This is a genomic window from Cellvibrio sp. ATLC23 (assembly GCF_057196725.1).
The window spans coordinates 1-12,575 of the sequence record NZ_JBXUOS010000004.1 but is presented as its reverse complement, the minus strand read 5'-3'; the positions used below and the strand labels follow the sequence as shown (position 1 = coordinate 12,575).

At 47.3% G+C, this 12,575-nt stretch carries 11 protein-coding genes; 2 read left to right on the top strand and 9 right to left on the bottom strand.

Going from position 1 to position 12,575, the window contains the following annotated elements; genetic code table 11:
* Positions 1 to 95: 95 nt before the first annotated feature.
* The 7 genes from murB to AC2CG4_RS07765 all read right to left on the bottom strand — a co-directional run bounded on the left by murB (position 96) and on the right by AC2CG4_RS07765 (position 7,311).
* Positions 96 to 1,118 (bottom strand): UDP-N-acetylmuramate dehydrogenase, encoded by a 1,023-nt coding sequence (murB, locus tag AC2CG4_RS07795; protein ID WP_484485720.1) that lies wholly within the window; start codon positions 1,116 to 1,118, stop codon positions 96 to 98.
* Between the two features lie 88 nt (positions 1,119 to 1,206).
* Entirely contained in the window at positions 1,207 to 1,683 is a 477-nt protein-coding gene (locus AC2CG4_RS07790; RefSeq protein ID WP_484485719.1) for a low molecular weight protein-tyrosine-phosphatase, read from the bottom strand.
* A gap of 7 nt (positions 1,684 to 1,690) precedes the next feature.
* A complete protein-coding gene (gene kdsB, locus AC2CG4_RS07785) occupies positions 1,691 to 2,458 on the bottom strand; it encodes a 3-deoxy-manno-octulosonate cytidylyltransferase (protein WP_062065604.1) in 768 nt (255 codons plus the stop codon).
* A gap of 22 nt (positions 2,459 to 2,480) precedes the next feature.
* On the bottom strand, positions 2,481 to 3,554 hold the full coding sequence (lpxK, locus tag AC2CG4_RS07780; RefSeq protein WP_484485718.1) for a tetraacyldisaccharide 4'-kinase: 1,074 nt from the start codon (positions 3,552 to 3,554) through the stop codon (positions 2,481 to 2,483).
* A 148-nt stretch (positions 3,555 to 3,702) separates the two neighbouring features.
* Entirely contained in the window at positions 3,703 to 4,128 is a 426-nt protein-coding gene (locus AC2CG4_RS07775; protein WP_484485717.1) for an ExbD/TolR family protein, read from the bottom strand.
* Between the two features lie 16 nt (positions 4,129 to 4,144).
* Positions 4,145 to 4,771 (bottom strand): MotA/TolQ/ExbB proton channel family protein, encoded by a 627-nt coding sequence (locus AC2CG4_RS07770; protein WP_062065599.1) that lies wholly within the window; start codon positions 4,769 to 4,771, stop codon positions 4,145 to 4,147.
* 146 nt (positions 4,772 to 4,917) lie between these two features.
* A complete protein-coding gene (locus AC2CG4_RS07765) occupies positions 4,918 to 7,311 on the bottom strand; it encodes a DNA internalization-related competence protein ComEC/Rec2 (protein WP_484485716.1) in 2,394 nt (797 codons plus the stop codon).
* Between the two features lie 200 nt (positions 7,312 to 7,511).
* Between AC2CG4_RS07765 and AC2CG4_RS07760 the strand changes: the two genes are divergently transcribed.
* Complete coding sequence (locus AC2CG4_RS07760; RefSeq protein WP_484485715.1) at positions 7,512 to 8,045, top strand: DUF2062 domain-containing protein; 534 nt, start codon at positions 7,512 to 7,514, stop codon at positions 8,043 to 8,045.
* 144 nt (positions 8,046 to 8,189) lie between these two features.
* Here the strand turns inward: AC2CG4_RS07760 and lysS are convergent, their stop codons facing one another.
* Together lysS and prfB are read right to left on the bottom strand one after the other, a co-directional pair.
* Positions 8,190 to 9,686 (bottom strand): lysine--tRNA ligase, encoded by a 1,497-nt coding sequence (gene lysS / locus AC2CG4_RS07755; RefSeq protein ID WP_484485714.1) that lies wholly within the window; start codon positions 9,684 to 9,686, stop codon positions 8,190 to 8,192.
* Positions 9,687 to 9,734: 48 nt separating this feature from the next.
* A protein-coding gene (prfB, locus tag AC2CG4_RS07750; protein WP_484485713.1) for a peptide chain release factor 2 occupies positions 9,735 to 10,830 on the bottom strand; the annotation gives its coding sequence in 2 pieces (ribosomal slippage) (positions 9,735 to 10,757 and positions 10,759 to 10,830; 1,095 coding nt in all).
* A gap of 231 nt (positions 10,831 to 11,061) precedes the next feature.
* Here prfB and AC2CG4_RS07745 point away from each other — a divergent pair.
* Positions 11,062 to 12,435 (top strand): glycosyl hydrolase, encoded by a 1,374-nt coding sequence (locus tag AC2CG4_RS07745; protein WP_484485712.1) that lies wholly within the window; start codon positions 11,062 to 11,064, stop codon positions 12,433 to 12,435.
* The last annotated feature ends 140 nt before the right edge of the window (positions 12,436 to 12,575 follow it).

The window sequence follows — 12,575 nt, the reverse complement described above, 5'->3', positions numbered from 1 at the left end:
AATAATCGATTATCAGTCTGTTTTTATTACCTTTTTAGAATTAACACCCATTACCACCAGCCTACTTTTTGAGCGGAGTTATGAACTAAAGGCATCTATGGATAGGTGCGAGGCTCCATTTCCAGCATCACGCCAAATTGCTCAAACACCGATTGTTTAATCAACTCAGCCAATTCCAGCACCGCCATACCTGACGCCTTAAGGGGATTTGTGAGCACAAGCGCTTGCTGTTGATGAACGACTGCGCCGCCGACTTCTTTGCCCCGCCAACCCGCCTTATCAATCAGCCAACCTGCCGCCAGTTTTATCTGACTTTCCGAAACTGGATAGGCAACAATATCAGGGTGGCGCGCTTTCAAATTATTAAACTGTGTGTGTGTAACGACTGGGTTCTTAAAAAAGCTACCTACATTTGGAATTGTCGCTGGGTCAGGTAGTTTGGATTGACGAATCTCTATAACTGCAGCACTGACTTGTTGCGGGCTAATATCGGCCTCAACCATATCATTAAATACAGCTCGCAAAGCAGGATAAGTCAGATTCAGGCGTGGCTTCTTATACAGCCGAAACGTTACCGAGGTGATGACATACTGATCTTTCAAGGCCTGTTTAAAGATACTATCGCGATAGGCGAAGTGGCAGCTTTCATTGGTGAAGGTTACCGATAAGCCCGAGCGAATATTTAAAGCAGATAGTTCAGCGACTAATTCTTTAACTTCAACCCCATAAGCACCAATATTTTGGATGGGTGCGGCGCCGACACTACCGGGAATCAACGATAAGTTTTCCAATCCATAGAGCGCATTATCGAGTGAATACTCCACCAATTGATGCCAGTTTTCACCGGCCGCCACCTTCAACCAAACATACTCATCATTTTCAGCAACCACCGCCCTACCCTGGGATTTTATATGCACTACCAGACCAGGAAAGTCATCGCGCAGAACAATATTGCTGCCGCCACCTAGTAGCAGTAAGGGTAAATTTTCAGTACGCGCAAACGCGAGCGCTTCGCACAATTCATCATCGTTTTTCACACTAACAAAAAACTGCGCCAGCGCAGGTACAGCGAGCGTGTTGAATTTCTGTAAATTAAAATGTGGTAAAAAAAGTGGCACAGCCAGTTACCTAATTAAAGAATTACTTGATAAAGAATTACTTGGTAAAGAATCGCTTAATTAATTGGCGTTTTGTAGTGTGTGATCATTAACGAAATGAGTTGCTGCGAATATGGTTAAGCAGGCCCAGTGCGGCGCCTTCGACCAAATCCAGCACCAACTCAAAACCATCATTGCCACCATAATAAGGATCCGGCACTTCACGATAATCAGCGCGTTCACCAAACCCCAAAAACAAACCCAAATGGCCGGTGTAGGTCGATGGTTTCATGCGCTGCAAATCCATTAAATTGGATTTATCCATCGCAAGGATATAATCAAACTCAGCAAAATCATTAGCACTGACTTGACGCGCGCGCAGCACCGACAAGTCATAACCGCGCTGACGTGCTGCGGCCACTGTGCGGGCATCTGGCGCTTTGCCAATATGCCAGTCGCCGGTGCCCGCTGAATCCACCTGAATTTTATGTTCCAACTTTTCGCGCGCAAGCAATTCACGAAAAATGCCGTCGGCGGTTGGTGAGCGGCAAATATTGCCCAGACAAACAAACAGTACTTTAGTCATAAGGATTTTAACCTTGCGTTTCCAAAATCGCTTTCACGCGCAATAAATCTGCTTCGGTATCGACACCACCGGGCACCGCAGCGCAGGCTTCCGCGATATGAATTGCCTCGCCATTGGCCAACACCCGCAATTGCTCAAGGGATTCGATTTGCTCAAGTTGCGCTTGCGGCCAGGTAATAAAACGGTCCAGCAATGCCACACGGTAGGCATAAATACCAATGTGGCGCTGCGCCGGAAAATTTTCCGGCAAATTATTGGCATTCTCTTTTGCAAAATGATCGCGCGGCCAGGGGATAGGCGCACGGCTAAAATACAGCGCTTTGCCCTGCTGGTCGGCAACTACTTTAACGATATTCGGGTTGCGGAAATCTTCAAAACTGTGAATAGGCTCGCTTAATGTTGCAACACTCGCGTAATCATTTGCAGCGAGATTGGCAGCCACTTGATTAATCACGGCGGGCGGAATTAAAGGCTCATCACCCTGTACATTGACCACAATATCGCTTGCACTCAAACCTAACTGCGCAACCACTTCTTGCAAACGATCGGTACCTGAATTATGCGCCGCCGAGGTCATACACACTCGCGCACCAAATGCCAACGCCGCCGCTTCGATACGTGTATCGTCAGTGGCGATAATGACCTGTGCCGCATCACTTTCACAAGCGCGCTCATAAACGTGCTGAATCATTGGTTTGCCTGCAATCTCTTTTAATGGTTTTGCTGGCAACCGGGTAGAGGCATAACGCGCAGGGATAACGACATAAAAACTCATGATGGTATTCCGTCAATAAATTCTATTTTGATTTAAAAATGGATTTTTTCTGCATATAGATTCGCTCGAGCTTTTGCTGCAGCGCCTGCCAGAAACTATCCGGCAGACTGGCGGTAATCGGCAGATAAAACCAATTAGGCTGGGCAAAATCGCGGCATTTTACGGCGTCTTTTTCCGTCATCACTAGTGGCAAATGATTGGCGAACTGAAAATCCTGTTCACTATAAATATGATGATCGGGAAAGCTATGCAGCTCTGCCGTTAAACCTAACTCCGTTAGGGTGTTGTGGAAGCGCTGCGGATTACCGATACCGGCGACTGCATTAACCTGCACCGAACTCAATTCGTTAAGAGTTACTTTTTCACCGGACTTGAGATTTATGAAGTCCTGCACGCAAATCCGCATAGGCACATAAAATAGATCCACCAAGCCCGGCAATACAAAATCATCGGTTGGTGAGTTGACCACAACCCAATCAACCGTTTTAAGACGTGACTTAGGTTCGCGCAAAGGGCCAACCGGTAAACGCCAACCATTGCCCAAACCACGCTGGCCATCGACCACGGCGATTTCAATATCTCGCCCTAAGCGATAATGCTGTAGACCATCATCACTTAATAAGATATCGCAGTTTTCGTCTTCCAATCGTCTGGCCGCCGCAACACGATCCGGCCCTACACAAACGGCACAGCTGGTTTGTTGGTAGATGGTAACTGGCTCATCGCCGGCTTCGGCGGCAGTGCTTTGTGCATTCAACAGATAGGGGTAATGACTGGCCTTGCCGCCATAACCGCGGCTGATAACACCGGGATTAAAACCCTGCTGCTGCAACCATTTCACCAACGCAATCAGTAAAGGGGTTTTACCGGTACCACCCACCGAAACATTACCGACCACAATAACGGGAGTAACCAAACGTTTTTGTGTGTAACGTTCAAACCAGCAGCGACGCAAATTTGCCAGCAAAACGAAAATAACTAGCAGTGGCATTAGCAGCAAAGTCCAGCGACGTTTACCGTACCATGCTGCCAACCAAGGGCTTTGTGAGTGTGCCGATACCGAAGTAACAGGCGCTTGTTTATCGGGAGAGCTCAATAGCAGATACCATGTTGCAATAGCGGCCTATCCAAAATAGAACAGTAATGATCTACCCAAATAGTGACCCTGAAAAACAAAAAGGACTTTTGCATCCAGGATACAAAAGTCCTTCAGGTCGCGAAGCTGGGAGATTGTAACCGACTCGCTAGTCTTTTTCAGGCTCAGGTTGACGGGTGGTAATGCTCAAATGAGCAAAACCTAATTGCCCCGCCGCATCCATTGCCTGCACCACTGACTGATGGGGTGTTTTGGCATCGGCCGTAATAACGAGAGGCACCTTATTATTCCCCTCAGCCATTTTGTTCAAAGCTGACTTCAAGGTTTCGATTTTGCTATTAACCAGTGCCTGACCGTTCACCGCATAACTGCCATCGGTACTGATTAAAATTTCAATTTGATCCGGCAAGTCGCTACTCTGCTCACCCACCGCTTCGGGCAAGTCCACACTTAAATGGGTCTCTTTGGTGAAAGTAGTAGACACCATAAAAAAGATCAGCAACAGAAACACCACATCAATCAGTGGCGTAAGGTTGACCCCTTCATCTTCCGTTCTTTGGCGGCGAAATTTCACGTTGCGACCCCGCGCCTTAAACCAGTTTTACATCGACACGACGGTCGCTGTGTAAAGCATCTACCAACTTGATCGCCTCTTCTTCCATGGTGACCACAATCGAATCAATACGGCGCTGGAAAAACCGATGGGCGATCATCGCGGGAATTGCCACAATCAAACCCGCTGCGGTGGTGTACAACGCAACTGAAATACCGCCCGCCAACACACCGGTATTGCCAGTGCCTTGAACCATAATCGAATTAAATACCTGAATCATCCCAAAGACTGTGCCCAACAAGCCGAGCAGCGGCGCTATATTTGCGATGGTACCTAAAATGTTTACATAACGCTCAAGCTCATGAATCACCTGACTCGCTGCCTCTTGCACCGAATCTTTCATGACTTCGCGACCATGTTTAGAGTTGCTCAAACCCGCCGCAAGAATTTGCCCCAGTGAAGAAGATTGTTTTAATTCACGCAGTTTGGTCGCATCAAGCTGATTATTTTTAATCCAGCTCCACACTTGGGCCAGCAACGTTTTAGGGGCTATTTTGGCTGGATTTAGCGTCCAATAACGTTCAACACTGATCGCAATTACTAACAATGAACAGGCCAGAATCGGCCACATCAAAATACCACCAGCTAAAAAAATCTCGAACACAGATAGCTTCCTCTTATTGTGCACATCAGTTGAGCTTACGGCTTTATTTTGTGGCGTACCTTACCACAAGAGCCCGGGATTGCCATGGGGCAGTTTGCTTTGTCTGCAAATGTGTGAAGAAGTTGCATGTGCGGGCAGATTAATACTCAATCAAACCAATAGCGTCGCCGCGCTTGGCGATACTCGTACACTTGCTGCAATTGATGTTGATCCCACTCAAATACTAACGCTCCTGATTCTGCCGTATTCATTTCACGACTGCCGACAGACTGGTAACGCTGGCGAACTTGCGGATGAGGATGACCATGCTGGCTGCGATAGCCGGCGGAATAAACGACTATTTCCGGCTGCATTTTATTCACAAAACCGACACCAGAGGATGTACGGCTCCCATGATGCGCCGCCAATAACAACTGCAGTTTTTGTGGCAATTGTTGTGTATAGAGCAATTGATTTTCTACCGAGGTTTCAATATCACCGGGCAATAAAATATGCTGCTCACCATAACTAATCAGCAATACACAGGAGCGATTATTCGCACTGGCGCGCGCAAGCTGCACAAATGATAAAAACTCAAAACGCACTGACTGCCAATACCATGCAGGAGTCTGATGGCAATTTTGTGGCTCGGCGATATTCTTTGCGGCTTGCGGAATTTTCGTTGGCTCACCGGCTAATAGCTGATCGACGGAAACTTTTTCCAACAAACCGATCAAACCACCTGCGTGATCCATATCGCCATGGCTAACTACCAATTGCTCGACATGGTGAATTCCCTGCGCGTATAAATAAGGCGCTACTATGCCGCTGCCCGCGTCAAAATTATCGGTGAACTTGGGGCCGGTATCGTACACCAGAGTTTGCTCCGCTACTCGCACAACCACCGCAGTACCCTGCCCCACATCCAATACGGTCAATGTTAGATCGGGCTGATTGGGCGGAGCGATAAAAAAATTTAACCCTGCCCCTAACAGTAACCCACCCCACCCCAACGCATGGGGAAATAAACCTTTGGGCAACAACAACACGCAGCAACTCATTGCGATCAATAGGGCAAAAGCTGGATTAAATGCCACAACCGGGCTTGACCAATAACCACCCAATGCGAGCAGTCCGTCTAAAAATACTTTTAACAACTCCATCAACCAGCCTGCGCCCTGCAATAAAAAATCGCTAGTGCCACCTAATAAATCGCGAACAGCAGCGCTAATCAATAACAACGGCACGACTAAGAAGGTGATCAACGGAATCGCGATGCCATTGGCAATCGGGGCGACCAAAGAAACGGTACTCACCAATAAACTCAAGGGCAGCAACAAACCAACAAACATGACCCATTGTGAGCGAACAAATCCGGTCAACAAGTTAAGTGCACTAAAGCCCGACCAAGGTTCGACGGTCTTTTTAGCCACGAAGCGCCCGGAGAAGCCGATCAACAAGAGCGCAACCGCACCAAAGGATAACCAAAAGCCCATATCCAACGCAGCAAGCGGATCAAGCACAACAATCAGCGCAAGGGCAATACAAAAAATATCGATAACATGAATACTGCGCCGCCATAAACACGCCAAATAAAACACGACTAACATAATCAGCGTGCGGACCGTGGGGATATTAAAACCGGCGAGCGCCGCATAATAGCTTGCACTGACAATCGCAAAACACCAGGCGATCATTAATGCGGGGCAGCGATGCCAAATAAGCTGTACACCTTTGCCTAGCAAGAGACCAAGATAGAATCCAAACATTGCTAGAAAACCAACATGCAAACCCGAGATAGCAATGAGATGACTGGTACCTGTTTGCTGCATGCGTAGCCATTGGTTTTTATCTACCAACGCAGAATCGCCAATCAACAGAGCAATTAAAATGCCGCGCTCGCTACTTTCACTGTGCGCCACCACCCACTGCTGCAACTTATGGCGCTGCAAGTTGATCCAATCATCAAACCAAAATGATTTTATCGCTGACTTGAGCAGTTGATTATCACGCCCTTCAACGACATAACCAGTCGCCCCTACACCTTGGCGCAACAGCCACGCTTGATAATCAAACCCCGCCGGATTGACAAAACCGCGCGGCCGTTTGAGCCGCACCCGCAATTGCCATTGATCGCCAATTACCAACTGCGGAAGCTCGAGCATCGCCCCGTTGCGCTGGTACTGATACCAACTCAATTGCAATTTGGAGGGGAATTTTTCCGGCAGGATTTCTTGCCCTGTAGCGGTAGTCACCGAGGTAACGCGAAGATTAAAACGCAAAAGGCGATTATTTTGTTTCGGTAACCCCTGAATCTGGCCTGTAACAATCAGGTCTTTACCAGCCAAGCGGTCATCCAACTGCATGGCGAGCAAACTTTGCCCGGCATAGACCCCCCAAGCCAGACCGCAAGACAGGGCAAGCCAATAGCGGATACAGCGCCATCGCCAAGATAAAATTAACAGAGGAAATACAAAATACAGGCTCCACAAGGGAGGTAACCGAGGAAAAAAGCTGACGGCAATCACACCGAGAGAAAACAACAATAATGCGAAAGGCATGGCGATATTCCTTTTTGCCAACTGTTATTCCGAAATGACTTCGAAGTACACCTCCCTATCATCCGGCTGTCCGGCAGCTTATGGCATCCTGCGACGGTAAACAAGGCTCGAACTTGTTCACCAAGATAGCTGATCTCATAGTGTTCAAGACAATTTAAAGGCATAATGCCGGTTCATTTTTGGAGTACTCTGGTTTAAGCATGGCGCGCAATCTACTCAAACGATTTTTCCCTTCACCAGCTGCGATCAAAAGCAATCCCGCCCTGCACTTTTTGGGGGATTTGCTGCATGACCCCAACCTATTTCACTTAAACCGCCACTCCGTCTCTGTTGCTTTTTTTTGGGGCACCTTTTTGGCGTTTGCGTTTCCGTTACCGGGACAGATGGCCGTTGCCGCTTTGGCAGCTTTGTATTTTCGCTGCAACCTGCCGATTACCGTTGCGCTAGTGTGGATTACCAACCCACTGACCATTCCATTTTTCTTTTTTATAGCCTACAAAATTGGATGCCTGATTCTTGGCATACCTGAAGAAGCGTTTAAATTTGAATTGTCCTGGTCATGGATTATGAATGAGCTAGAGCGACTGGCTCCTCCATTTTTAATGGGTTCGGTAATTATGGGATTAGTATTGGGTGGCTTAGGCTACTTCGGCATGCAATTTTATTGGCGCTGGCATGTGAATCACAATTGGAATAAACGCAAAAAAACACGCGCCGAAAAATTTAAAAAGTGATGCACGGTAAAAATCTGTAAATTAATAGTTGCTACAATTATTCCCTTCTACGTCATCACCAATAAAAAAGCGAGCCTGAATTGAGGCTCGCTTTTTTTGGCGGGTCAGTTAAGGCCTGAAGATATTATCCTCAAGGCTGTTAACTTACTCAGGGCGCATATGGGGGAATAACAATACATCGCGGATCGACGGTGCATTGGCAAACAACATAATCAAGCGGTCGATACCAATCCCTTCACCTGCCGTTGGTGGCAAACCGTATTCCAACGCGCGCACAAAGTCGGCGTCGTAATGCATGGCTTCATCATCACCGGCGTCTTTTTCACGCACTTGTTGCATGAAACGCTCAGCTTGGTCTTCTGCATCATTTAACTCAGAGAAACCATTCGCCAATTCGCGCCCGCCGATAAAGAACTCAAATCGGTCAGTTACTGCCGGGTTTTCATCATTACGACGCGCCAAAGGTGACACTTCAATTGGATATTCGGTGATAAAGGTTGGTTGATCCAACTTGTGCTCAACCGTTTCTTCAAAAATTTCGATATGGATTTTGCCCAGACCGTAGGAATCTTTAATTTGAATACCCAAATCTTTTGCAGCTTTAGTTGCACCTTCAATGGTGCTTAACTGCTCGCGTGTAATTTGCGGGTTATAGTGCAAAACCGAATCAAACACCGACATACGAGCAAATGGTTTACCAAAATCGTATTCGCTGGTTTGGTATTTCAAATTAGTGCCACCAGTCACTTCGATGCACAACTTACGCAACAAATCTTCAGTCAAATCCATCAGATCTTTGTAATCGGCATAGGCTTGATAGAATTCCATCATAGTGAATTCTGGATTGTGACGAGTGGATACACCCTCGTTACGGAAGTTGCGGTTGATTTCAAATACGCGTTCAAAACCGCCAACCACCAAACGCTTCAAGTAGAGTTCCGGCGCAATACGTAAAAACATATCCATATCCAGCGCATTGTGATGAGTGATAAATGGCTTGGCTGAAGCGCCACCAGGAATTACATGCAACATGGGAGTTTCTACTTCCATAAATCCGCAGCCACTCATGTAGTTGCGAATAAAACTGATGCACTGTGAGCGCAAACGGAAAGTGTCGCGCACTTCCGGATTTACAATTAAATCAACATAGCGTTGGCGATAACGAATTTCCTGATCGCTCAGGCCGTGGTATTTATCCGGCAGCGGGCGCAATGCTTTGGTCAGCAATTGATACTCTTCCAAATTCACATACAAATCGCCTTTGCCCGATTTGTGCAATGCGCCTTTAACGCCGACTATATCGCCTATATCCCACAGACCCCACTTATCTTTAATAACTTCTTGCGCCGCTTTATCGGCATACAATTGGATTGAACCATCGCCATCTTGCAGCACCATAAATGGGCCACGTTTTGCCATAATACGGCCAGCAACACTCACCACCTGATTCAGCGCTTCTAATTCTTCTTTGGTTTTTTCGCCAAATTGCGCCTGCAAATCAACACTTTTATCAGCGCGACGGAAATCATTGGGGAAGGCATTGCCCTTCTCGCGAATCGCAGCCAATTTCTGGCGACGCTCGGCAATGAGTTTATTTTCATCCTGTGCTTCTGTTTGTGCTAATTGGGTTTCGTTGCTCATAGTCTTCACTGAAGTTGAATTAAAAATGTAGGGTTAGATCTGAAAAAATTACAGACCTGCTTTTAAACTTTCGACAATAAATTGGTCGAGATCGCCATCTAACACTGCCTGAGTGTTGGAGGTCTGCGCACCGGTACGCAAATCTTTAATGCGTGAATCATCCAATACATAAGAGCGAATTTGGCTGCCCCATCCAATATCGGATTTATTATCTTCCATCGCTTGCTTATCCGCATTGCGCTTTTGCATTTCCTGTTCGTACATTTTCGCACGCAGCATTTTGTAAGCCTTGTCGCGGTTGGCGTGCTGCGAGCGCTCGTTCTGACATTGCACAACAATATTGGTTGGAATATGCGTAATACGAACGGCCGAGTCAGTTTTGTTAATGTGCTGCCCACCGGCGCCACTGGCGCGATAAGTGTCGATCCGCAAATCTGACGGATTGATTTCAATTTCAATATTGTCATCGATTTCAGGCGAGACAAATACCGAACAGAATGAAGTATGGCGACGATTACCGGAGTCAAAAGGCGATTTCCGCACCAAGCGATGGACGCCAGTTTCAGTGCGCAACCAACCGAATGCATACTCACCTTCAAAGTAGATAGTGGCACTTTTAATACCAGCCACATCACCAGCAGAAACTTCTTCGAGAGTGACCTTAAAACCTTTGGCCTCACCCCAGCGCAAATACATACGCAATACAATTTCCGCCCAGTCTTGCGCTTCTGTACCACCGGAACCGGATTGAATATCGAGGTAGGCATTGTTGGCGTCGGTCTCGCCGGAAAACATCCGGCGGAATTCGAGCTCGCCCAACTGTTTATCCAAACGCTCAAGTTCAGCTTGAACATCTGCCACCATGGATTCGTCTTTTTCTTCCACGGCCATATCCAACAGTTCGCGCGAGTCGCGCACGCCGTTGTCCAGATCATCGATGGTTTTAACCACCATCTCCAATGCCGCACGCTCGCGCCCTAAGGCTTGGGCACGCTCGGGTTTATCCCAAACATTCGGCTCGCCGAGGTCCAGTTCAACTTCGGCTAAACGCTCTTTTTTGAGATCGTAGTCAAAGATACCCCCTAAGCACATTGGTGCGCTCGGCGAGGTCTTTAAGGGCAAGTAATAAAGGATTAATTTCCATGATGATGCGCAATTTGATCCGGTTTAGGCCTGCAACAGGCAGAAAAAGCGAGGCGCGCATTCTACATGAGATGGCGCATGAGGCCAAATGACACGGCATTGCGTTTATTTTACTTACAAATATGATCTATTTGGACTACCTGAATACGTAGCACATCTGTATACTGCAGCCTGTAACCGGTTACACAGATTAATCACCAAAATCAAAACGATAATAACTCCCGGAGTCCTAATGAAGTATTCGATCAAATTGGCCACAGGTATCACCCACCTCTGCATTACCCTTTTATTGGCTGCTTGCGGTGGCGGAGGCGGGAGTTCATCTTCGCCAGCCACTTCCAAAGCGGCATCCAGCACACCTATTTCTAGCTCCGCACCTAGCTCAATCGCACCATCCAGCTCAAGCAGCTCGTCTATCCAGACATCCTCGTCGAGCCTACCGTCAACTGCCAAATGCACTATTGACGGTAAGCAGTGGAATGTTTGTACCAGCGCTAGCGACAATTGGAGTTTTGAGGGCGGCCACTATTGCATAGCTCAAGCATACTGCCCTGCAAACCGCACCAGCCTTCCTGTTGGAGCACTGCGCTTGGCACCAATTGACCCTAATGCAAATGCAAAAACCCAAGCCACCTTCACCTACTTAAGAAGTATTTGGGGGCAAAAAACACTATCGGGCCAACAGGACTTAACCTGGAAAGATTCTATTGATATGGCTGGACGTGTTTTTGCCGATACCGGTAAATACCCAGCGATCATGGGCTATGACTTTATGAATTACGGTATGACCGCAAGCTGGGTGGAGGGCTTACAACAAACCCAAGAGGCCATCGACTACGCAAACAAAGGTGGACTCATTACATTTGCATGGCACTGGCGAGACCCCGCGTTACTGAATACCGCCAATGTTAATAACGCCCAGTTTTACACCAAGGACACCAACTTTCAGATACCTATTAAGGATGGTGAGCTGGATACTGGCAGCGCCGCCTATACCCAAATTAATGCAGGCATCGATTTAATTGCCAGTGAGCTAAAGAAACTCAATGATGCGAATGTAAGCATATTGTGGCGCCCACTACACGAAGCCTCAGGCAATAACGGCAACGGTTGGTTTTGGTGGGGACGCAGCCGTACCGATGGGGTCCCTCAAGCATTCGCTCAGGTTTTACTTTGGCAACACATGTATGACCGATTAACCAATCACCACGGTCTACACAATTTGTTATGGGTGTGGAATGGGCAGAACGCCGCTTGGTATCCCGGCGACAACTACGTAGATATTGTCAGCCACGATATTTATGACAGTACTGACAACAAAACCTATAAATCGCAAATCGCAACCTATACACAAGCGCGCAAATATCCGTTTGAAACCAAGATGGTCGCATTAAGCGAAAATAGTTACATCCCCGACCCGGATAAAATCGCAACTGATGGCGCGTGGTGGCTATGGTTTATGACTTGGAATGACAGCGACACTGCAGCAGGAATAACCAGCGCAGATAACTTTTGGACTGGCGAGCACTACAACACCAACGCGCACAAAACCAAGGTTTACAACCACCCGAACGTTATTACGCTCGATGAGTTACCCGCACTGTAAACAACCAATAAAAAAGGAGATCTTGTGATCTCAGATCGCTGACAAACCCCACCCTAAAAAGTGGGGTTTTGTTTTTTTAGCCCGCGCTGTGCATAAACCACATTTCTTGAGATTTATTTCCAATCCGCTCATTTTTCCCG

What these genes read in the sequence shown, in the direction of transcription:
- AC2CG4_RS07790 (WP_484485719.1), bottom strand. Translation starts at nt 1,683, where the DNA reads ATGACTAAAGTACTGTTTGTTTGTCTGGGCAATATTTGCCGCTCACCA.
- kdsB (WP_062065604.1), bottom strand. Translation starts at nt 2,458, where the DNA reads ATGAGTTTTTATGTCGTTATCCCTGCGCGTTATGCCTCTACCCGGTTG.
- AC2CG4_RS07765 (WP_484485716.1), bottom strand. Translation starts at nt 7,311, where the DNA reads ATGCCTTTCGCATTATTGTTGTTTTCTCTCGGTGTGATTGCCGTCAGC.
- AC2CG4_RS07760 (WP_484485715.1), top strand. Translation starts at nt 7,512, where the DNA reads ATGGCGCGCAATCTACTCAAACGATTTTTCCCTTCACCAGCTGCGATC.
- lysS (WP_484485714.1), bottom strand. Translation starts at nt 9,686, where the DNA reads ATGAGCAACGAAACCCAATTAGCACAAACAGAAGCACAGGATGAAAAT.
- AC2CG4_RS07745 (WP_484485712.1), top strand. Translation starts at nt 11,062, where the DNA reads ATGAAGTATTCGATCAAATTGGCCACAGGTATCACCCACCTCTGCATT.